17 protein-coding genes are annotated in these 20,793 nt (G+C 65.9%); 11 read left to right on the top strand and 6 right to left on the bottom strand.

The window, feature by feature from the left end:
- Positions 1 to 133: 133 nt before the first annotated feature.
- The 5 genes from rpsM (at position 134) to RPPS3_RS16595 (ending at position 3,832) form a co-directional block, all read left to right on the top strand.
- The gene (gene rpsM, locus RPPS3_RS16615) at positions 134 to 502 is read left to right on the top strand and encodes a 30S ribosomal protein S13 (RefSeq protein ID WP_011158773.1); all 369 of its coding nucleotides are present in this window, start codon (positions 134 to 136) and stop codon (positions 500 to 502) included.
- Positions 503 to 632: 130 nt separating this feature from the next.
- Positions 633 to 1,022 carry a 30S ribosomal protein S11 gene (rpsK, locus tag RPPS3_RS16610; RefSeq protein WP_011158772.1) on the top strand — a complete coding sequence of 130 codons (390 nt, stop codon included), beginning with the start codon at positions 633 to 635 and terminating at the stop codon, positions 1,020 to 1,022.
- Positions 1,023 to 1,156: 134 nt separating this feature from the next.
- Positions 1,157 to 2,176 carry a DNA-directed RNA polymerase subunit alpha gene (locus tag RPPS3_RS16605; RefSeq protein WP_107345070.1) on the top strand — a complete coding sequence of 340 codons (1,020 nt, stop codon included), beginning with the start codon at positions 1,157 to 1,159 and terminating at the stop codon, positions 2,174 to 2,176.
- A 156-nt stretch (positions 2,177 to 2,332) separates the two neighbouring features.
- Complete coding sequence (gene rplQ / locus RPPS3_RS16600) at positions 2,333 to 2,752, top strand: 50S ribosomal protein L17 (RefSeq protein ID WP_107345069.1); 420 nt, start codon at positions 2,333 to 2,335, stop codon at positions 2,750 to 2,752.
- Between the two features lie 285 nt (positions 2,753 to 3,037).
- Positions 3,038 to 3,832 (top strand): SDR family NAD(P)-dependent oxidoreductase, encoded by a 795-nt coding sequence (locus RPPS3_RS16595; RefSeq protein ID WP_107345068.1) that lies wholly within the window; start codon positions 3,038 to 3,040, stop codon positions 3,830 to 3,832.
- 232 nt (positions 3,833 to 4,064) lie between these two features.
- Here the strand turns inward: RPPS3_RS16595 and RPPS3_RS16590 are convergent, their stop codons facing one another.
- Positions 4,065 to 5,081, bottom strand: coding sequence for a zinc-binding alcohol dehydrogenase family protein (locus tag RPPS3_RS16590; RefSeq protein ID WP_107345067.1), 1,017 nt, complete (start codon positions 5,079 to 5,081; stop codon positions 4,065 to 4,067).
- A gap of 118 nt (positions 5,082 to 5,199) precedes the next feature.
- On the opposite strand from RPPS3_RS16590, the gene RPPS3_RS16585 reads away from it, so the two are divergent.
- The 6 genes from RPPS3_RS16585 to RPPS3_RS16560 all read left to right on the top strand — a co-directional run bounded on the left by RPPS3_RS16585 (position 5,200) and on the right by RPPS3_RS16560 (position 12,693).
- On the top strand, positions 5,200 to 5,589 hold the full coding sequence (locus tag RPPS3_RS16585; RefSeq protein WP_012496643.1) for a winged helix-turn-helix transcriptional regulator: 390 nt from the start codon (positions 5,200 to 5,202) through the stop codon (positions 5,587 to 5,589).
- 83 nt (positions 5,590 to 5,672) lie between these two features.
- Complete coding sequence (locus RPPS3_RS16580; protein WP_107345066.1) at positions 5,673 to 7,064, top strand: DegQ family serine endoprotease; 1,392 nt, start codon at positions 5,673 to 5,675, stop codon at positions 7,062 to 7,064.
- 225 nt (positions 7,065 to 7,289) lie between these two features.
- The gene (locus RPPS3_RS16575) at positions 7,290 to 8,621 is read left to right on the top strand and encodes a replication-associated recombination protein A (RefSeq protein ID WP_107345065.1); all 1,332 of its coding nucleotides are present in this window, start codon (positions 7,290 to 7,292) and stop codon (positions 8,619 to 8,621) included.
- Positions 8,622 to 8,920: 299 nt separating this feature from the next.
- Positions 8,921 to 10,891: a putative bifunctional diguanylate cyclase/phosphodiesterase gene (locus RPPS3_RS16570; protein ID WP_107345064.1), complete on the top strand. Its 1,971-nt coding sequence runs from the start codon at positions 8,921 to 8,923 to the stop codon at positions 10,889 to 10,891.
- 69 nt (positions 10,892 to 10,960) lie between these two features.
- Positions 10,961 to 11,380, top strand: coding sequence for a secondary thiamine-phosphate synthase enzyme YjbQ (locus RPPS3_RS16565; protein ID WP_107345063.1), 420 nt, complete (start codon positions 10,961 to 10,963; stop codon positions 11,378 to 11,380).
- Between the two features lie 104 nt (positions 11,381 to 11,484).
- On the top strand, positions 11,485 to 12,693 hold the full coding sequence (locus tag RPPS3_RS16560; RefSeq protein ID WP_107345062.1) for an ABC transporter substrate-binding protein: 1,209 nt from the start codon (positions 11,485 to 11,487) through the stop codon (positions 12,691 to 12,693).
- Between the two features lie 128 nt (positions 12,694 to 12,821).
- Here the strand turns inward: RPPS3_RS16560 and RPPS3_RS16555 are convergent, their stop codons facing one another.
- The 5 genes from RPPS3_RS16555 to RPPS3_RS16530 all read right to left on the bottom strand — a co-directional run bounded on the left by RPPS3_RS16555 (position 12,822) and on the right by RPPS3_RS16530 (position 20,772).
- Positions 12,822 to 14,882 carry a hybrid sensor histidine kinase/response regulator gene (locus RPPS3_RS16555; protein ID WP_107346647.1) on the bottom strand — a complete coding sequence of 687 codons (2,061 nt, stop codon included), beginning with the start codon at positions 14,880 to 14,882 and terminating at the stop codon, positions 12,822 to 12,824.
- Between the two features lie 204 nt (positions 14,883 to 15,086).
- On the bottom strand, positions 15,087 to 15,764 hold the full coding sequence (locus RPPS3_RS16550; RefSeq protein WP_013501945.1) for a nitroreductase: 678 nt from the start codon (positions 15,762 to 15,764) through the stop codon (positions 15,087 to 15,089).
- Positions 15,765 to 15,909: 145 nt separating this feature from the next.
- Positions 15,910 to 16,677, bottom strand: coding sequence for a hypothetical protein (locus RPPS3_RS16545; RefSeq protein ID WP_107345061.1), 768 nt, complete (start codon positions 16,675 to 16,677; stop codon positions 15,910 to 15,912).
- Positions 16,678 to 16,892: 215 nt separating this feature from the next.
- On the bottom strand, positions 16,893 to 17,339 hold the full coding sequence (locus tag RPPS3_RS16535; protein ID WP_107345059.1) for a hypothetical protein: 447 nt from the start codon (positions 17,337 to 17,339) through the stop codon (positions 16,893 to 16,895).
- Between the two features lie 28 nt (positions 17,340 to 17,367).
- On the bottom strand, positions 17,368 to 20,772 hold the full coding sequence (locus RPPS3_RS16530) for a CHAT domain-containing protein (protein ID WP_107345058.1): 3,405 nt from the start codon (positions 20,770 to 20,772) through the stop codon (positions 17,368 to 17,370).
- Positions 20,773 to 20,793 lie beyond the last annotated feature (21 nt).

Raw genomic sequence — 20,793 nt, 5'->3', positions numbered from 1 at the left:
GTCGGATTGTTTCAGACGATGCCGGGCCCCAAAACTGAGCGAGGGGTCGGCGTCGTGTTCGCGTTTGTGAACGCCAGCCCGAGTTAGCAAGGAATTGACCGGCCCGTTACGGTCGGTGACAGGAGAGAAGTCTGTGGCCCGTATAGCCGGCGTGAATATCCCGACCAACAAGCGCGTGCTGATCGCGCTTCAGTACATCCATGGCATCGGCCAAAAGAACGCGGCCGACATCCTGGAGAAGGTGAAGATCCCGCTCGATCGTCGCGTCAATCAGCTCAGCGACGCCGAGGTGCTGCAGATCCGCGAAGTGATCGACCGCGACTATCTGGTCGAGGGTGACCTTCGCCGTGAGACCGGCATGAACATCAAGCGTCTGATGGACCTCGGCTGCTATCGCGGCCTGCGTCATCGTCGCGGCTTGCCGGTGCGCGGTCAGCGCACCCACACCAACGCCCGTACCCGCAAGGGTCCGGCGAAGGCGATCGCGGGCAAGAAGAAGTAAGTTTGCGAGTTGCGAATGGCGAATGGCGAGTAGGGGACTTCCCCTATTCGCCACTCGTTGTTCGCCATTCGTCGTTTCGGTGGAGCCGCTGGCGTTACGGCGGCGTTGAGATCACGTAGAAAGGTAGACTATGGCCAAGGACGCCACCCGCATTCGCCGTCGCGAGCGCAAGAACATCGCTTCCGGCATCGCGCATGTGAATTCGTCGTTCAACAACACCACCATCACCATCACCGACGCGCAGGGCAATGCGATTGCCTGGTCGTCGGCCGGCACGATGGGTTTCAAGGGCTCGCGCAAGTCGACCCCGTACGCTGCGCAGGTCGCGGCCGAGGACGTCGCCAAGAAGGCGCAGGAGCACGGCATGCGCACCCTCGAAGTCGAGGTGGCGGGCCCCGGTTCGGGCCGTGAGTCGGCGCTGCGCGCGCTGCAGGCGGCGGGCTTCACGGTGACCTCGATCCGCGACGTCACCACCATTCCGCACAACGGTTGCCGTCCGCGTAAGCGTCGTCGCGTCTGAGTTTTGTTCGCCGGCGGTGTTCACCCCGCCGGCGATTCCATTCGTTGTTTCCCGCGGATTGATCCGCAGTTTCCAATGCTAGCAGCGATGCGCCGGGGCCCCGGCTTCGATCGCCTGGCCAGGAAGGTGACACAGTGACGATCCAGAAAAATTGGCAGGAATTGATTCGGCCGAACAAGCTCCAGGTCACCCCCGGGAGCGATGCCACCCGGTTCGCGACGCTGGTCGCCGAACCGCTCGAGCGCGGCTTCGGCCAGACGCTCGGCAACGCGCTGCGTCGCGTGCTGTTGTCGTCGCTGCAGGGCGCGGCGGTGCAGTCGGTCCACATCGACGGCGTTCTGCACGAGTTCTCCTCGATCGCCGGCGTGCGCGAGGACGTCACCGACATCGTGCTGAACATCAAGGACATCTCGCTGAAGATGCAGGGCGAAGGCCCGAAGCGGATGGTCGTGAAGAAGCAGGGTCCGGGCGTCGTCACCGCTGGTGACATCCAGACCGTCGGCGACATCGTCGTGCTGAACCCCGACCTGCAGCTCTGCACGCTGGACGACGGCGCCGAGATCCGCATGGAGTTCACCGTCAACACCGGCAAGGGCTACGTCGCCGCCGAGCGCAACCGTCCCGAGGACGCGCCGATCGGCCTGATCCCGGTCGACAGCCTGTACTCGCCGGTCCGCAAGGTGTCGTACAAGGTCGAGAACACCCGCGAGGGCCAGATCCTCGACTACGACAAGCTCACCATGACGGTCGAGACCAACGGCGCGATCTCGCCGGAAGACGCGGTGGCGTTCGCCGCCCGCATCCTGCAGGATCAGCTCAACGTCTTCGTCAACTTCGAAGAGCCGCGCAAGGAAGTCACTCAGGAGATCATTCCGGATCTCGCCTTCAACCCGGCCTTCCTCAAGAAGGTGGACGAGCTCGAGCTGTCGGTGCGTTCGGCGAACTGCCTGAAGAACGACAACATCGTCTACATCGGCGACCTGGTGCAGAAGTCGGAAGCGGAAATGCTCCGCACCCCGAACTTCGGCCGCAAGTCGCTGAACGAGATCAAGGAAGTGCTGGCGCAGATGGGCCTGCATCTCGGCATGGAAGTGCCGGGCTGGCCGCCGGAGAACATCGACGAGCTCGCCAAGCGCTTCGAAGATCACTACTAAGCAACTCGGCCTCATGGTTCGCCATGAGGCCTCTTCCTCGGCCTGAAGGAGCGGCGCTGCCGCTCTCGAGGGGTGAGGCTCCACCAGGGCGAACGCAGGTAGCCCGCCTGCAACTCCGACGAACCGTCGGGTATCATCGAGTGAAGGACTGACAACATGAAGCACGGCAAGGTTCATCGGAAGCTCAACCGCACGGCCGAACACCGCAAGGCGATGTTCGCCAACATGTGCGCCGCTCTGATCAAGCACGAGCAGATCGTCACCACGCTGCCGAAGGCCAAGGAACTGCGGCCGATCGTCGAGAAGCTGGTCACTCTCGGCAAGAAGGGCGGCCTCGACAAGCGCCGCCAGGCGATCGCCGAAATGCGCGACATCGAGCAGGTCAAGAAGCTGTTCGACGTGCTGGCGCCGCGCTACGCCGATCGCAACGGCGGCTACACCCGCATCATCAAGGCCGGCTTCCGCTACGGCGACAACGCCGCGATGGCGGTGATCGAATTCGTCGATCGCGACGAAGACGCCAAGGGCAAGGATTCGGGCCCGACGCAGGACAGCAGCGAAGCCGAAGCGGCGTAAGCTGCTTCCTTCCAGTCTGAGTTTTCAAAAGGCGGTGCCGCAAGGCGCCGCCTTTTTCGTTGCGGCATAAGGTTCTGTCCCTACGTCATCCCCGCCCATGCGGGGATCTAGTATTCCAGAGCGCCGGTGATGAGCATGAAGGCTCTGCGATATCGGGTCGCCCGCCTTCGCGGGCGATGACGGCTGGTGGGTGAGGGCGCACGTCCTCGTGTCTGGCGCTGGCGATCGGCGGTCCTGATCGTTACTTCCGTCATCAACGTTGATGATTGAAAACGGGAGCACTCCATGCACATCGATCTTTCCGGCAAGACCGCGCTCGTCACCGGTTCGACCGCCGGCATCGGCCACGCCATCGCCAAGGGCCTCGCCGCGACCGGAGCCAATGTGGTGATCAACGGCCGCGGCCAGGCCAAGGTCGACGCGGCGGTCGCCGCAGTTTCCAAGGTCGCCAAGGGCGGCAAGGTCAGCGGCGTGGCGGCCGACGTCTCGACCGCGGATGGCTGCGCCAAGCTGGTCGCGGCCCAGCCCGACGTCGATATCCTGATCAACAACACCGGCATCTTCGAGCCGAAGCCGTTCTTCGAAATCCCGGATGAGGATTGGCAGCGCTTCTTCGACGTCAACGTGATGAGCGGCGTGCGACTGTCGCGGGCCTATATGCCGGCGATGTTGAAGCGTAACTGGGGCCGCATCGTCTTCATCGCTTCGGAATCCGCCCTGATGATTCCGCAGGAGATGATCCACTACGGCATGACCAAGACCGCTCAGCTCTCGGTCTCCCGCGGCCTCGCCGAACTCACCCGCGGCACCGCGGTCACCGTCAATGCGGTGATGCCCGGTCCGACGATGAGCGAGGGCGTGCAGACCTTCGTGGCCGATCTTGCCAAGCAGAACGGCCAGTCGGAGAGCGAAGCCGCCGCCAACTTCATCAAGCAGCATCGCCCCGGCTCACTGATCCAGCGCTTCGCCACCGTCGAGGAGATCGCCAACATGGTGGTCTATGTGAGCTCGAAGGAGTCCGCCGCCACCAACGGCGCCGCACTGCGGGCCGAAGGCGGCCTGCTGCAGACGATCGCGTAGTTAGGTTCTCGAGTCACAGCCCGCGGCAGCCCTCACCCCAACCCTCTCCCGCAAGCGGGAGAGGGAGCCCGCCGTCGCTCGGGCGGACGCTCCGGACAACAACAATGTTGATTAGCACGACGCCATCAAATGAGCCGTGCAGCGTCGCCTCATCGGCAGCCTGCTCCCTCTCCCGCTTGCGGGAGAGGGGTGGGGTGAGGGCGACGCGGGCACGGCGCTCGTTGAAGAGCGCCTAACCCCATCCCTCCAACACAATCTTCCCGATCGACGTGCCGCTCTCCAGCAACGCATGTGCGCGTTTCAGGTTGGCGGCGGTGATGGTGCCGAAGGTCTGTTGATGGGTCGTCCGCAGCACGCCGGTGTCGATCAGGCCGGCGACCTCGTCGAGCAAATCGTGCTGCGCGATCATGTCGGCGGTCTGGTACGAGGAGCGGGCGAACATCGCTTCCCAATGCAGCGACGCTGATTTCGGCTTCAGCAGCATCGGGTTCAGTGCCGCCGGATCGTCGATCAGTCCAATCTTGCCCTGCGGCGCGAGGATATCGATCAGGCCGGCGAAGTGCCCTTCAGTGCCGGTGAGGCTGGCGATCAGCGCGACCGGCGGCAGCTTCAGCGCGTCGACCTGCGGCTTCATCGGCTTGGAGTGATCGATCACCGCGTGGGCGCCGAGGTCGAGGCACCATGCCTGCGTTTCGGGCCGCGACGCCGTGGCGATGATGGTCAGCCCGGTGAGCCGCCGCGCGAGCTGGATCAGGATCGAGCCGACGCCGCCAGCGCCGCCGACGATCAGCAGCGTGCGCGGATCGAACGCCTTGCTCGGCACCACGCCGAGCCGGTCGAACAGCAATTCCCAGGCGGTGATCGAGGTCAGCGGCAGCGCCGCGGCCTCGGCAAAGCCCAGCGTCTTCGGCTTGCGGCCGACGATGCGCTCGTCGACCAGATGCAGTTCGGCATTGGTGCCGGGCCGCTGGATCGAGCCGGCGTAAAACACCTCGTCGCCCGGCTTGAACAACGTCACCTCGGCGCCGACCGCCTCGACCACGCCCGCCGCGTCGTAGCCGAGGATCTTGTGTTCGCCAGCGGGTGGGGCGGCGCGCTTGCGCACCTTGAAGTCGACCGGATTGACGGAGATCGCCTTCACCGCCACCCGCAGGTCGCGTGGACCCGGCTCGGGCGTGGGCAGCTCAAGATCCAGCAGCGCCTCCGGATATTCGATCGGGAGGCTCTTGGTGTAGCCGACAGCTTTCATGGTTGGGCTCCGTGCAGGGACGTTTGTCGCCGTGCAAGGTCGCCTTCACCGGCCTTTATTGCAAGTACTGTCGTTTTGGGGATATAGTCACCGATCGGATACTATTGGGCCACTCCGCATGAAACGTCGCAACTTTGCCTGTGCGCCGGGCTGCTCGGTCGAGGTGACGCTCGACCTGATCGACGGCAAGTGGAAGGGCGTCATCCTGTACCATCTGCAGGACGGCCGGCTGCGGTTCGGGGAGCTGCGCCGGCGGATGCCGGGCATCACCCAGCGGATGCTGACCAAGCAGCTGCGTGCCCTGGAAGACGACGACCTGATCACCCGCGAGGTGTTCGCCGAGGTGCCGCCGCGGGTGGAATACGCGCTGTCGGAGACCGGCGAGCGGCTGCGCCCGGTGATCGACGCGCTCAAGCGCTGGGGCGAGGAACACCGTGCCCGCCAGCAGCAGCTCGCGCCGCGCGCCGCCGAGCCGCCGTCCGAAACCGCCGAGGCTCAGCCGGCGTGAGCGCCGGCCGCTTTTCCTTCTCCTGGCTGGGCCGGCGGACTATATCTGCTGCGCCATCGATGCCCCCTGTAACGGATTCCCGCATGAACCCGATCCGCACCTTCGCCGTCCTCTGTGTGTCACTCGCCCTCACCACGCCGCTCGCGGCGCAGGATCGGCGGGTGCCGTCGTCGCCGGCGGAGCTGAAGCTGTCCTACGCGCCGATCGTGCAGCACGTGCAGCCGGCGGTCGTGAACGTCTATGCCGCCAAGGTGGTGCAGAACCGCAATCCGCTGCTGGAAGATCCGATCTTCCGCCGGTTCTTCGGCGTGCCCGGCCAGCCGGAGCAGATCCAGCGCTCGCTCGGCTCGGGCGTGATGGTCGATGCCTCGGGCCTGGTCGTCACCAACAACCACGTCATCGAGGGCGCCGATCAGGTCAAGGTCGCGCTCGCCGACAAGCGCGAGTTCGAGGCCGAGATCGTGCTGAAGGACAGCCGCACCGATCTGGCGGTGCTGCGGCTGAAGGACACCAAGGAGAAGTTTGCCACGCTCGACTTCGCCAACTCCGACGACCTGATGGTCGGCGACGTGGTGCTGGCGATCGGCAACCCGTTCGGCGTCGGTCAGACCGTGACGCACGGCATTGTCTCGGCGCTGGCGCGGACCCAGGTCGGTATCACCGACTATCAGTTCTTCATCCAGACTGACGCGGCGATTAATCCCGGCAATTCCGGCGGCGCGCTGGTCGATGTCTCGGGCAAGCTGGTTGGTATCAACACCGCGATCTTCTCGCGCTCGGGCGGCTCGCAGGGCATCGGCTTCGCGATCCCCGCCAACATGGTGCGCGTCGTGGTCGCCTCGGCCAAGAGCGGCGGCAAGGCCGTGAAGCGGCCGTGGCTCGGCGCGCGGCTGCAGGCGGTGACGCCGGAGATCGCCGAAACCCTCGGGCTGAAGCGGCCGGGCGGAGCGCTGGTCGCCAGCGTCACTAAGGGCAGCCCGGCGGAGCGGGCAGGGCTGAAGCTGTCCGACCTGATCGTGTCGATCGACGGTTTTGCGATCGATGATCCGAACGCGTTCGATTATCGCTTTGCCACCCGTCCGCTCGGCGGTGCCGCGCAGCTCGACGTGCAGCGCAGCGGCAAGGCGGTGAAGCTGTCGATCCCGCTCGAGACCGCGCCGGACTCCGGCCGCGATGAGCTGGTGATCACCTCGCGCTCGCCGTTCCAGGGCGCCAAGATCGCCAACATCTCGCCGGCGATCGCCGATGAGATGCGGCTCGATCCGAGCGTCGAAGGCGTCGTGGTCACCGAGCTTCCAGAAGACAGCACGGCGGCGAATGTCGGCTTCCAGAAGGGCGACATCATCGTTGCGGTCAACAACACCCGCATCGCCAAGACCAGCGACCTTGAACGCGTCGCCGGCCAGACGGCGCGGCTGTGGCGCATCATGCTGGTCCGCGGCGGCCAGCAGATCCAAGTCACCCTGGGCGGATAGCCCTTCGGGACACGACCCCCTCCAGAGAGCTCTGCCGATGAATTCCGGCACTGACTTCGCCCCACGTCATGCCCGGCCTTGTGCCGGGCATTCACGCCTTGCAGCGGCCGTTGCAGGGAAGACGTGGATGGCCGGGACAAGCCCGGCCATGACGAAGGTGAGTGGACGGGGCAACTGTCCAGTCGGCACGCAGAATCTTCGCGAAGCGGATGGGGGCACAACGGCATGAGCCCCAAGCGCCCGCAGCAATCCGAGAACCTGTTCGCCGCCGCCGGGCTGGAGCGGGAGGCGCCGCGTCCGTTGCCGGATCGGCTGCGGCCGCGCTCGCTCGCCGACGTGGTCGGCCAGGATCACATCCTCGGCCCGGACGGCGCGCTGACGCGGATGCTGCAGACCCGCACACTCGGCTCGCTGGTGTTCTGGGGCCCACCCGGCACCGGCAAGACCACCGTGGCGCGGCTGCTCGCCGACGCCACCGAGCTGCAGTTCGAACAGATCTCCGCGGTGTTCTCCGGCGTCGCCGATCTGAAGAAGGTGTTCGATGCCGCGCGCGCCCGCCGCGAGATGGGCAAAGGCACGCTGCTGTTCGTCGACGAGGTGCACCGCTTCAACAAGGCGCAGCAGGACTCGTTTCTGCCGGTGATGGAAGACGGCACCGTGGTGATGGTCGGCGCCACCACCGAGAACCCGTCGTTCGAACTCAACGCGGCGCTGTTGTCGCGCGCGCGCGTTCTGATCTTCAAGCCGCTCGATGCGGCCGCAATCGAGCAACTCTTTGCCAAGGCGGAAGCCGCCGAGGGCCGCAAGCTGCCGCTCGACGACGAGGCGCGGGCGGTGCTGGCGCGGATGGCAGACGGCGATGGCCGCGCCTCGCTGACGTTGGCCGAGGAGGTCTGGCGCTCGGCCCGCGAGGGCGAAGTGTTCAATGCCGCGCAGCTTCAGGAGATCCTGCAGCGCCGCGCGCCGATCTACGACAAGAGCGCCGACGGCCACTACAATCTGATCTCGGCGCTGCACAAGTCGGTGCGCGGTTCCGATCCGGACGCAGCACTGTACTATCTGTGCCGGATGCTCGACGCCGGCGAGGACCCGCTGTTCCTGGCGCGGCGGGTGGTGCGGATGGCGGTCGAAGACGTCGGGATGGCCGATCCGCAGGCGCTGGTGATCGCTAACGCCGCCAAGGACGCTTACGATTTCCTCGGCAGCCCCGAGGGCGAGCTGGCGATCGCGCAGGCGGTGATCTACGTCGCCACCGCGCCGAAATCGAATGCGGCCTACACTGCCTACAAGTCGGCGATGCGGCTCGCCAAGCAGGCCGGCTCGCTGCTGCCGCCCAAGCACATTCTCAATGCCCCGACCGGACTGATGAAGAACGAGGGCTACGGCTCGGGCTATCAGTACGACCACGACACCCCGGAAGGTTTCTCCGGCCAGGACTACTTCCCGGAAACGCTCGGCCGCCAGACCTTCTACGATCCGCCCGACCGCGGCTTCGAACGCGAGATCCGCAAGCGGCTGGACTATTGGGCCAAGCTGCGCGCCGCCAAGGGCAGTTAGTCCGCAACTTGTTCGCAGTTGCGGCGAGTTCCAGGTAGCTAAGCCACCATTGAAATCTGCGTATTAGTCGCATTCGAGCGTCGAGAGGCGGGGGGCTGGCCGCTTAGTGCACGCGAAGGCCGAATGCCGACGTCCGCGGTTGCTTTGGCTGGTTGATCTTTCCAAACCGGAAACCAATCGGTTCGGATTGTCACGGCGCGGTCATTTTACCGCTGCGTGCAAAGCCAATGTTAAAAAGCCGCTGGTTGATTAGCTGGCGTGAAGATCAGCCGCATTTCCCATCACCGATAGTTTGCCGCATGACCCGTGCCGACAGCAGCTTCAAGGCGATCGCTCTCGCCAAGGCCCAGGCCCGCACGGCGCTGCGCAATGTCCGGCTCACCTTGATCTCCAACATCGCGATCGCACTGTCGCTGGCCGCGCTGCTGTATCGCGAGAACGGCGAGACGCCGATCCTGTGGTGGCTCGGCGTCGCGATCTCGCTGGCGCTGTTTCGTGCCTGGTGGGTGTCGCGATTGGCAACGGGCGGGGCGGTCGAGACCGCGCCGTATCAGGTGCTGCGCCATTTGACGCTGCTGGCGCTCGCCAGCGGTTTGTTGTGGGGCTTCGTGCCGGCCGCGGTCGGCCTGTTCACCGCGTATCAAGGCATCGACTACGTCACCTTCATCATGATCGGCGCCACCACCGGCGCGATCATTCAGGGCGCGGCCTATTCCCCCGTCGCACTCGCTTTTGCGACGCCGGTGATGGCGGCGACGCTGTTCCGGATCATGATGTCGGGCAACAGTTCCGACTACATCATCCTGTTCGACGGGGTGTTCCTCACCTTCATGCTATTCCGCGCCGCGATCGGCGGCGAGCGGGAGTTCACCGCCAGCCAGATGACTGCGCTGGAGGCGACCGACCTCGCCAATTCGCTGGCGAGCGCCAACAATGAAGTGCTGAGTTCGAACCGCGCGCTGGAGCAGATCGCGCGGGCCGATCCGCTCACCGGGCTGGCCAACCGCAGTCACTTCCGCGACGCCGCGGCGGCCGCGTGTCGCTCCGGGCAGGGCGTCGCCTTCGTGCTGTTCGACGTCGACAACTTCAAGACCATCAACGACACCCGCGGCCACGACGCCGGCGACCGCGTGATCGCCGCAGTGGCTGAGCTGTTGCGCTCATCCTGCGGGCCGCACGATCTGCCGGTGCGGCTCGGCGGCGACGAATTCATCGTGGTGCTGCAGGGCGACGACGTTGCCGCGCGGGCACTGGCGTTGGCGCGGCGGCTGAGCGGCGCGCTGACGCGGCCGCTGCGGGTCGCCGGCCAGCCGTTGGCGATCAGTTGCTCGATCGGCATCGCGGCGCATCCGGGCGGCCCGATCGATGTCGAGGACGTATTCTCCCGCGCCGACGCGGCGCTGTATCGCGCCAAGGACGACGGCCGCGCCTGCATCCGGCTGTTCGACGCGCGGATGCAGGAGGAGTTTCTGCTGCAGCGCTGCATCGACGGCGATCTGCCGGGCGCGCTGGCGCGCGGCGAACTGCATCTCGAATTCCAGCCGCAGGTGGTGCTCGCCACCGGGCAGGTGGTCGGGTTCGAGGCGCTGCTGCGCTGGCGCCATCCGACCGCCGGGCTGATCCCGCCGCCGGACATCATTCACGCCGCGATCCGGCTGCAGCTCTCGGCGCGACTGCTGTCGTTCATCGGCGATGCGGCGTGCGACTTCCTGCGCGCGCTCGACGCCAGCGGCGCGCCGCCGGTCAATGTCGCGGTCAACGTCTCGCCGCGCGAGCTGACGCTGCACTCGCCGGCCAAGATCCTGATGGATCTGACGCAGCGCCACGGCATCGATCCGCGCCGGATCGAAATCGAGATCACCGAAGAAGCGCTGTTCGATCCCAAGCAGTGCGCCCGCGAATTGCAGCGCATCGAGCATTACGGCTTCGGGCTGGCGATCGACGATTTCGGCGTCGGACACTCGTCGATCTCGAATTTGATGAGCGTGGCGCTCGACACCATCAAGATTGACCGCTCGTTCGTGCACGGCGTTAGCGCCAACCGCCAGAACCAGCAACTGATCGCCGCGATCACCGCGGTGGCGCGGCCGCTCGGCCACCGCATCATCGCCGAGGGCGTCGAAAGCCAGGGCGAGGCCGAGACGCTGCGGATGCTCGGCTGCTCCTACGGCCAGGGCTGGCTGTACGGCCGCCCGATGCGCGCCGCCGACGCAGTGGCGTGGCTCGCCGGGCTCGACGAGGAGCGGCGCAGCGAGCGGCAGCTCGCCTAGGCTTGATGCTGCGCCGCGGCCGCCGCATGGTTCGCCGCAACCGATCACACGCAAAAGGAGAACCGCGCGATGAAGTCGTATCGCAAGGAGCTGTGGTTTCAGACCCCGGGGCGGCGGGCGTTCATCAACATCACCGGTGAGGTCGAGCAGGCGCTCCGCGACAGCGGCGTGCGCGAGGGGCTGGTGCTGGTCAATGCCATGCACATCACCGCGTCGGTGTTCATCAACGACGACGAGAGCGGCCTGCACGCCGATTACGAGAAGTGGCTCGAACAGCTCGCGCCGCACGAGCCGGTGTCGTCCTATCGCCACAACCGGACCGGCGAAGACAACGCCGACGCGCATATGAAGCGGCAGGTGATGGGCCGCGAAGTGGTGGTGGCGATCACCGAAGGCCGGCTCGATTTCGGCACCTGGGAACAGATTTTCTACGGCGAATTCGACGGCGGCCGCCGCAAGCGGGTGCTGATCAAGATCATCGGCGAGTAAGATGATACAGCGGCTGCGCGCAAGACCCGGTTAGTTCCGGTTTCCCATCCTCCCTGAAAACAAAAGCGATCACCGCATCGCAACAAACAACAGGGAGAGAACAAATGAGGAGTCTTCGGCTCTGGCTCGGCGCTGCCGTCGCGGCGGCGCTCGCCACCACGGCGCAGGCGCAACAGAACGCGCCCGGCGTCACCGCCACCGAGATCAAGATCGGCAACACCATGCCGTATAGCGGCCCGGCCTCGGCGCTGAGCTCGACCGGCAAGGCGATCGCCGCCTATCTCGACCAGGTCAACGAGCAGGGCGGCGTGAACGGCCGCAAGATCACGATGATCTCGCTCGACGACGGCTTCTCGCCGCCGAAGACCATGGAGGCGACACGCCGGCTGGTCGAAGGCGACGGCGTCGCGTTCATCGCCGCCACCATGGGCACCGCGCCGAGCTCGGCGATCGCCAAATATCTCAACACCAACAAGGTGCCGCAGATCTTCCTGATCAGCTCGGCGTCGAAGTGGAACGACCCCGCCAACATGCCGTGGTCGATGGCGCTGCCGTGGGCGCCGAACTACATGAGCGAGGCCAAGATCGAAGTCGCCTATGCGCGCGCCAAGAACCCGAACGCGCGGTTCGCGGTGCTGTATCAGAACGACGACGCCGGCAAAGACTTCATGCGCGGCGTCAAGGATGCCCTCGGCCCCGACGCCGACAAGGCGATCGCGCTGGCGTCGAGTTTCGAGGTCTCCGATCCCACCGTCGACTCCCAGGTGCTGACACTCGCCAACACCAAGGCCGACGTGTTCATGATCTATAGCGTCACGCCGCGCGCCTGCGCCCAGGCGCTGCGCAAGGCGCACGAGATCGGCTGGCGGCCGATCCGCTTCCTCGCCAGCGGCTGCGCCAACAAGGCGACCGTGATGGACCCGGCCGGCGTCGACGCCGGCAAGGGCGTTCTGTCGCTCGGCTCGCTGAAGCCCTATGTGGCCGAGCCGAAGGACGACAAGGCGATGAGCGCCTATATCGCGTTCATGAAGGCGCGGTTGCCGGGCCTCGACCCGAACAACATCGGCATGGTGTACGGCTACACGGTGGGCGAGGCGCTGGTGGCGCTGCTGAAGCAGTGCGGCAACGATCTGTCCCGCGACAACATCATGCGGCAGGCGGCGAATATGAAGAACGTGCCGCTGTCGCTGCTGCTGCCCGGCATCACCCTGAACACGTCGCCGACCGACTTCCGCCCGATCAAGGACGGCTACCTGCTCGAATTCAACGGCAACGACTGGGTGGTGGTCAGCGAAATGCTGCGCGGTACCTGATGTCCGCGCTGTAGCCCGCTGCAGCCCGCGTCAGCACAGCGATATGCGGGGATCGGACTTCCCACGGGTTCGGTCCCCGGATTTCGCGCCGCTGCATCCGGGCTACTCGGCGTGTTTGCACGACCTTGCTACTTCCCGATCAGCTCGCGGATCCGCGCCGCCAGCGTGTCGACCGCGAACGGCTTGGTCAGCACCGCCATGCCGGGTTCGAGCTGGCCGTTGTTGAGCAGCGCGTTCTCGGCGAAGCCGGTGATGAACAGCACGTTGAGCCCGGGGCGGATCTGGCGGGCGGCGTCTGCGAGCTGGCGGCCGTTCATGCCGCCGGGCAGGCCGACGTCGGTGACCAAGAGGTCGATCCGCGCGTCGGATTGCAGCAGCTTCAGGCCGCCGACGCTGTCGGAAGCTTCCAGCGCGGTGTAGCCGAGGTCTTCGAGCACGTCGGCGACCAGCATTCGCACCGTGGGTTCGTCGTCGACCACCATCACGGTCTCGCCGGTCTGGGCGAACGGGATCTCGGTGGAGTCGGGGAAGCGTTCGTCCTCGGCGGCCTCGCCGCGGTGCCGCGGCAGATAGATGCACACCATCGTGCCCTGGCCGACCTCGGAATAGATCCGCACCTGGCCGCCGGATTGCTGCGCGAAGCCGTAGATCATCGACAGCCCGAGCCCGGTGCCCTGGCCGATCGGCTTGGTGGTGAAGAACGGATCGAACGCCTTGGCGATCACGTCCGGCGTCATGCCGGTGCCGGTGTCGGAGACGCACAGCGAGACGTATTGCCCGGGCGGGATATCGTACAGCCGCGACTGCGCCCGGTCGATCCAGCGGTTGCCGGTCTCGATCGTGATCTTGCCGCCGCTGGGCATCGCGTCGCGGGCGTTGATACACAGATTGAGCAGCGCGCTTTCAAGCTGCGGCACGTCGACCAGCACGCTCCACAGCCCGGCGGCGCCGACATGCTGCACGTCGATGCCGGGGCCGACGGTGCGCTGGATCAGGTCGATCATGCCGCTGACCAGCCGGTTGACGTTGGCGGCGGTCGGCGTCAGCGTCTGGCGGCGTGCGAAGGCGAGCAGGCGGTGGGTCAGTGACGCGGCGCGCTTCACCGCGCCTTGCGCCGCCACCACGTATTTGTCGATCTCGCCGATGCGGCCCTGGCGGATCCGCGAACTCATCAGTTCGAGACTGCCGGAGATGCCGGCGAGCAGATTGTTGAAGTCGTGCGCCAGCCCGCCGGTGAGCTGGCCGACGGCTTCCATCTTCTGCGACTGGCGCAGCTGCTCGGCGGAGCGCAATAGCTCGGCGCGGGCTTCGGCGACGCGCTGCTCGAGCGTCTCGTTCAGCGCGCGCAGCTCGGCGATGGCGCGGTCGCGCTCGGCCACCAGCGCGCGGCGGTCGTCGACGTCGATCAGCACGCCGGGAAAGCTCAGCGGCGTGCCGTCGGGGCCGTGCTCGACGCGGCCGTTGGCCTCGAGCCAGTAGTACTTGCCGTCGGCGCGGCGCACCCGATACTGATGCGCGTAAGGCCCGCCGCGCTTGACTGCTTCCTCGATCGCGGCCGCGAGGCCGGCCTGATCGTCGGGATGCACGGTGGCGACGACCTGCGCCAGGCTGAGACCGTCGCGGCCGAGTGCCGGATCGAGCCCGAACGCGCGCGCAAACGCTTCGTCGACGGTGAAGCGGTCGCTCGCCAGGTCCCACAGCCAGGTGCCGATGATCGCGCCGGCGGCGAGCGCGAGCTGCACCCGCTGCACGTTCTCGCGCGCCAGCTTCTCGCTGTCGCGCAGCGCTGCCTCGGCGCGCTTGCGCGCGGTGATATCGCGGAACAGCACCGAGACCTGACGCAGCTCGGGCGGCTCGATCCGCGTCGCCGATACTTCGATGATGCGGTTCACCGCGATGAACTCGCGCTCGAAATGGATCGGGCGGCCGGTCAGCAGCACGCTGCGATACAGTTCCGCCCATCCGTCGGCCTCGTCGGGCACGAGATCGCGCAAGGTACGGCCGATGATGTTGGGAATCCCGGTCTGCTTCTCGTAGCCGGCATTGGCTTCGATATGGCGATAGTCGCTGAGCGGACCGTGCGGGCCGTCGAAGAATTCAATGATGCAGAAGCCGTCGTCGATCGCTTCGAACAGCGCACGATAGCGCGCCTCGCTCTGGCTGACCGCGGGACTGGAGGGGGACTGCATCGGGATCGACAACCGGCGAGCGTGACACGAACTGTGCGATACAGGACGGGAAGGGCGGCCGCGTTGTTGCGGCCGGCCCGTGCGATGACCGCTCGGGCGCGGCTGCTTGCATTACTCTCCGAATTGCGAGGGTTTGTCAAAGCTGCTTGACACACGCCGCACCCCGCGGCCCCGGGCCGCGGAGCGATGTCACGTCACATCTTGTCAGCCTTCGAAGCCGACGAAACGCGCGGCGTCGCGCACCGGCTTGCGCTCCGACACCACCGCGTTGGCGGGGAACTCGTCGTCCGGCCAGCCGAGCGCGATCGCCTTCATGATCACCTGATCGTCGGCGATGCCGGCATGTTCGCGCACCACCGGTGATTGCATGATGCCCTGGCTGTTGATCACCGCCCCTAAGCCGCGCGACCACGCCGCGTTGACCAGTGCGTTGGTGACTGCACCGCAATCGAATGCGGTGTCGTCGCTGTCGCTCAGCACGCGGTCGTAGGTGATGATGATGCACACCGGCGCATCGAACTGGCGGAAGCCGCGCAGCACCCAATCCTGCCGTTTGGCCTGATCGTCGCGCGCGATCCCCATCGCCGAGAAAAGCTGCTTGGCGACGGTGACCTGCCGCTCGCGATGAGGGCCGGCGAACGGCTGTCCGATCCGGAATTCGCGGCTGTGCGGCACGCCGGCGAGATTGCGCTCGGTGTTGCCGGCGCGAATGCGGTCGAGCGGCTCGCCGGTGAGCACAGTGAAATTCCACGGCTGGCTGTTCATCGAGGAGGGCGCCCGCATCGCCAGTTCGAGGATTTCCTCTATCAATTCCCGCGGCACGGGATCAGGCTTGTAGCCGCGGATCGAGCGGCGGCCGCGGACCACATCGTCGTATTGCATGCGTCTGGTTTCCCCCAAAGCTTCTGATTGGTGGTGATCTTCTGTGGTTTGCGAAGCTTGCGCAAGACGATGCTGCGAATTGCCAAATGCGAATGCAGCTCATCGCGCGAGCTTCGCCTCAGCCCATTCCGAAGACCAAGCGATGCTACCCGCCGATGACGCCCTTCAGGCCGGTGTAGAGCGATCCGACGCCGGTGGCTACCACACCAGCGAGGGGGCCGGCGGTCTGCAGCAGATCCTGAATCATCCGCGCCCTGCGGCGCAGCTGATCTTCGCCGACGTGTGGGCCGAGGAGCCGTGCCACGCGGAACGCAGCGGCGTTAGGTTTGCCAGTCTGCGCCAGGGTCGTCGGCAGCACGCGGAACACCGTGAGGCCGAGAATATGTCCTGATAAGAAGGCGAGCAAGATGCTGGCGCCGTATTCGATCACTTCGCGCCACTCCACCCACACCGTCGGTAGGATCGGCACGTTGTCGTGCAGTCCGGTCACCATCAGCATCGATAGCACGCTGACCAGTGAGGTGCAGAAGCCGAGCAGCGCGGCGCCAAGCAGTCCGACCTTATGGATCGGATAGGTGGCAAGTCCGAACAGCAAGGGGATCGCCACCGAGGCGATACGCAGCCACACCGGAGACACGTCGAGGACGATGGTCACCATCCAATGCGCGCCGACCAACAGCAGGACCGGCAGCAGCATGTAGATGAACGTGTGGAGGCCGTAGTAGCGCAGCGGATGTGCCAATCGTTCGAGCGTTACGCGGGCGCGATCGAGCTGGCGCTGTAGATCGTCAAGTTCGGAGACCAGCTCCTCGATCTCCAGCAATGTCGGTCGGACGTAGCGGAGGTCGCGCGAACAGTTCTTGCAGGCAATCGCCTCGTCCTTGATGGTCTCTACGCAGAACGGGCATTCCATCAGATGTCTCGTCGGGTCTTTGAAGGACGCAGGGCGTCTATCTGCTCGCAGACTCTCCGCAACTCTTCCCGCAGCGCGTCGCGCTTGCTGGCGAGCTGGTCACGCTCCGTAATCAGAGAGGCGGGGATCGCGATGTCGCGCGAACACACGCTGCATACCAGCACATCCGGCGGGTTCTGGCTCTGGCAGTAGAAGCAAGTGATCATTGCTGGCGATCAGGGTGAGACCTTGAGCACGAAGCTGGTCGTACCTGGGCGCCCATCGGAATCCTTTAGGTCGACTCGCAGCATGTGTTCGCCCTGCGGCAGCTCGGCATCCGGTATGTCGATGCCGTTGGCCTGGATGAACGGCTTTAACCGCGGCGTCAGATCGACGTTCGGTGTACGCAGATAAGTCACCTTCACCGAATCCGGATCGATCTTGGTCCCGCCGAAGGACTCGAATTTTAAATGGAGCCTCGTCGGCGAGTGCACGGTATCGCCATCCGCGACGAACTGGATCTTGGGTCCGCGCAGGATGCCGCGGCGGTCGGCCGCGACCGCGCCCTTGGGCGGCGGCAGCTTGGCTTCGTCCTCGGTGATCAGGACCTGACCGGCCATCCCCGGGCCGGCCATCGGAGCAAGAGCGATGCAGGCGACGAGGCCGCGTAGCAATGTCTTCAAGGCAGTATCTCCCGTCAAAAACCGATCGTCAGCGAACACCGCCGTCTCCGATGATGGTGTATGGCGCCCAGAACAGCGGATGGGCGTAGGTGAAATCGGTTTTGCCGTCGCTGCCGACATGGCCGGGGCCGTCGACCAGCGCCATCATCGCCTGCCGCAGGGCTTCGCTGCGCGCCAGCTTGGCGTCACCAGCCTGGCGCTTGAACAAATCGGAGACGAGTTCACGCGCCGACTGCGAGTGTACTGACCAGTTGGTAACGAGCAGGGCTCGCGTGCCGGCGTAGAAGAACGCTCGGCCGAGACCTGAGGCGGCCTCGGCACCGGCGCCGGCGGCCGCGCCGGTGTTGCAGGCCGATAGAACCACCCAGTCCGCATCTAGCTTGAGGCCGAGGATTTCCTCCATGGTCAGCAGGCCGTCGCCGCTGTCGCCAGTGACGGAAGGCGACGACAGCGCCAGCGCCGGCTGCTGCAGCCCGTTGAGCTCGCCCGGGACGAGGCCGTGGGTAGCGAAGGCCAGGACCTTGAAGCCGGACAGGTTCATCGACTTCACGGTCTTCTCTGAGGCGTCCTTGCCGAGGAATAGCACTTTGGACGGATCGGCCTGCAGCGCCAGCGCGATCGATTTGAGCTCGTCGGACGTATCGGGGAGTCGCGGCAGCAGGCCGATTTCGGCGCTGTCGACACCGTCGAGCTTTGGGCTGTTGCGCCGCCTCAGCGGGCCCCCGCGCGTCAGCGTTTCGGGCGCCGTGTTGCCGCCGACATCAGCAACCTTGACCGTGGCGGCTTCCGCCGCCTGTTCCGTGTTGAAGTAGGGATCGCCAAAAGCCACTAGGTCGCCGCGATTCGGTTTGCTGGCCGGCAATTGCCGCAGCGTTCGCAGCGCCGCGGCGGACGGCACAGTGGTCACCGCATGGCTACGCGCCAGCCACGGCACGTCGCGGTAGGAGGCGAACAGAGGATCGGCATCGGGAGCGGCTTCCGCCGGCGCGACCGGCAGCAGTGACAGGGGCAACAGGCCCAGCGCGCCATTAGTGACCACGATCAGCTTCTTCGCTGGCTTCCAGCCGCTTTCGACCGGCTGCAGGAGGAGCGCGTAGAGTTCGTAGCCGAGCTTGAGGTCGAACTCGGGGATATCGGAGATCATCGCCGCCTGGGGCTCGAGTGCCTCGCGCAGCTTGCGTACCTTGCTCTCGATGTCGCCGGTGCTCGCCTTGATCGCCGCGAACGCCACCGGCCCGGATTTCGGCACGGCCCAGACGAAGCAGCCGCTCTGGCCGAAATAGAACGACAGCATCGCCTCGTCATCGGACAGTGTCGCGCGGATCTCCGCCACCGTGGGCGGCTTCGGTGACACCAGGTCGGCATAGGCCGGGAACTTCTGATTGATGTCCTGGCGCGCCTTGTTGCGCTCCGTGCGCAGTGCGTTAATCGATGCGTTGATCGCCTGCACGCTCTTGTCGTCGCGCTCGGAAGAGGGCAGCGACAGCACGTTGTTCAATGTGCCGAGCTGGGCGTTGACCTGCTTGGAAAGGTCCTGCTCCTTTCGCACTAGTGCGGCCAGCGCCGGGTCCTTTGCCGCCGCGCGCGCGCTGGAAGCGGCGAGCGCTTGCTGCACCGAGCGGCCGCGCACCGCATCGGCTAGGCCGAATGTTTCTTCGCCGACCTCACTACGCGACGATGCATTGCGCGCTAGCATCAGGAAATAGGATTCAACCACACCCTGCAGCCGCTGGCTTCGCGCTGCGACGCCGGTGGTGTCGTCGTCGTCCGCGGCCTCGCGCGCCGCCGCCATCATCACCGGGATTGCGGCCTGGAACTCGCGCGTCGCCTCGGCATCGCGACCAGCGCGCATCAGGCCCACTGCTAGCGTGCCGCGCGCCGACGCCGTGTCGAAATGTGTCTCTCCGACGCGGGCAATTTGCCGTTGTACCAGCTGTTCGGCAGCGGCGATGCCCTTGTCGGTCTGGCCTGATGCATAGAGCGAGATGATGCGCGCCGGATTGAGCTCGAAGGAGCGGCGCCGCTGCGGGTCCCAATTAGCGATAGCCTTGTCAATCTGCGCAAACACTGCATTGGCCTCGCGGCCCTTGCGCTGCAGGTTGAGCACGCCGCCGAGCTGCGTCAGCAGCTGGACGTTGGTGACGGCGTCGTCGGCGACGCCGACGGTGGCGTTGATCTCGAGGCAGGCGCGCGCCAGCTTCTCGGCCTCGGCGTAGCGGCCCTGTTCGATCAGGATGTCGGTCAGCGCCATGATGTAGCGCGGCGTGGACGGGTTGTACTTGCCAGTGTCCTTCAAGCGCGACAGCAGCGCGCGGCGGGCATCGGTCTCGGCCTCGGCGAGCCGGCCTTGTCGCGCCTTGGTCCGCGCCTGACTAATGATGGTGAGATCGACCGCCTGCAGTAATTGCGATTCAGATGGCGGGTTTTCCGAGCCGAGGAGCGGCTTGATAGCGGCCCTCCGTCGTTGCTCGCCGAGCCGATAGGCAGACTCGGCCTCGCGGACCTGGCCGCGAGCCTCGAACAGCAGGGCGCGGCCGGTCTCGATTTCGGCTTCCCAGCTCTGGCCAAACACGGCGTAGGACTTGCGCCACCCGGGCAGGAAGCTGGTCCGCGCTTCCTTGATCAGCGCATCGTTGCGGCGAAGATAGGCCTCCGCCTGCGGGATGTCGCCCATCTGGATCAAGAATTGCGCGATGCTGCGGTTGGCGCCGAATTGATAGCCTTTGGAGCCCGCCTGAGTGCCGATCTCCCTGTTCTGACGTAGATAGAGATCGAGCGCCTTCTTCGGATCGCCGGCGCCGGCGTATTGGAGGGCGGCGAGCTGGATCAAGCGACCCATGAGGTTAGGGCTCACCGCGCCGCGGCCGACCTCTATCGCCTTGTCGGCGTCGGCCAGCGTGTCGGCCAGACGGCCAAGCTGGGCGCGGGCATTCGCGCGGTCGAAATAGAACTGGGCCAACTCCGCCTTCGATTCCTTCCCTGTTGGAATCGCGTCGGCAGCAGCCTTGACCTCGGCGATTTTGGCGGCGTTCGGCTTCTCGCTATCGAGAATGGCGGTGATGTCGGCGATGGTGCGGGGCGGCGCGACGAAGCCTGCACTGGCGGCGGTGCCGGTTGGCAGTTTGGGAGCAGCTTCGGTCGGGATCGCTACCGCCACATTGGCCCGCCCGTTGGCGGATTGCATCGCTGCCATCACGCAGGCGCGTACCCGCGGCGTCGCCCGCGCGCGGCACGCTTCGAGACCGCCGCCGCTGCGCATGCACTCCATCACGATCGGACGGCCGACCGACATGCGGCATTGTTCCACAGCGGCTTCCTTGGTCAGGGCGAGTGCCGGCGAGCTTGCGATACTAATTAAGCCGGCCGCGAGGAGACGGCGGCGGAGCCTTGAGCCAACATGGCACTTGCGGAGGAGGAGGGCCTGCTGTTGCATGGCGCTGCTTTCGACAAATGC

The sequence above is a fragment of the Rhodopseudomonas palustris genome, assembly GCF_003031265.1.
GTDB classification, from domain to species: Bacteria; Pseudomonadota; Alphaproteobacteria; order Rhizobiales; family Xanthobacteraceae; genus Rhodopseudomonas; species Rhodopseudomonas palustris_H.
Note: the sequence above shows the minus strand (reverse complement) of the source record. Positions and strands in the feature narration are given on the sequence as shown.

Bases quoted from the DNA above. Each gene is read 5' to 3' on its own strand.
- rpsK (WP_011158772.1), top strand. From the start codon at position 633: ATGGCCAAGGACGCCACCCGCATTCGCCGTCGCGAGCGCAAGAACATC.
- rplQ (WP_107345069.1), top strand. From the start codon at position 2,333: ATGAAGCACGGCAAGGTTCATCGGAAGCTCAACCGCACGGCCGAACAC.
- RPPS3_RS16595 (WP_107345068.1), top strand. From the start codon at position 3,038: ATGCACATCGATCTTTCCGGCAAGACCGCGCTCGTCACCGGTTCGACC.
- RPPS3_RS16590 (WP_107345067.1), bottom strand. From the start codon at position 5,081: ATGAAAGCTGTCGGCTACACCAAGAGCCTCCCGATCGAATATCCGGAG.
- RPPS3_RS16585 (WP_012496643.1), top strand. From the start codon at position 5,200: ATGAAACGTCGCAACTTTGCCTGTGCGCCGGGCTGCTCGGTCGAGGTG.
- RPPS3_RS16580 (WP_107345066.1), top strand. From the start codon at position 5,673: ATGAACCCGATCCGCACCTTCGCCGTCCTCTGTGTGTCACTCGCCCTC.
- RPPS3_RS16575 (WP_107345065.1), top strand. From the start codon at position 7,290: ATGAGCCCCAAGCGCCCGCAGCAATCCGAGAACCTGTTCGCCGCCGCC.
- RPPS3_RS16570 (WP_107345064.1), top strand. From the start codon at position 8,921: ATGACCCGTGCCGACAGCAGCTTCAAGGCGATCGCTCTCGCCAAGGCC.
- RPPS3_RS16565 (WP_107345063.1), top strand. From the start codon at position 10,961: ATGAAGTCGTATCGCAAGGAGCTGTGGTTTCAGACCCCGGGGCGGCGG.
- RPPS3_RS16560 (WP_107345062.1), top strand. From the start codon at position 11,485: ATGAGGAGTCTTCGGCTCTGGCTCGGCGCTGCCGTCGCGGCGGCGCTC.
- RPPS3_RS16555 (WP_107346647.1), bottom strand. From the start codon at position 14,882: ATGCAGTCCCCCTCCAGTCCCGCGGTCAGCCAGAGCGAGGCGCGCTAT.
- RPPS3_RS16550 (WP_013501945.1), bottom strand. From the start codon at position 15,764: ATGCAATACGACGATGTGGTCCGCGGCCGCCGCTCGATCCGCGGCTAC.
- RPPS3_RS16545 (WP_107345061.1), bottom strand. From the start codon at position 16,677: ATGGAATGCCCGTTCTGCGTAGAGACCATCAAGGACGAGGCGATTGCC.
- RPPS3_RS16530 (WP_107345058.1), bottom strand. From the start codon at position 20,772: ATGCAACAGCAGGCCCTCCTCCTCCGCAAGTGCCATGTTGGCTCAAGG.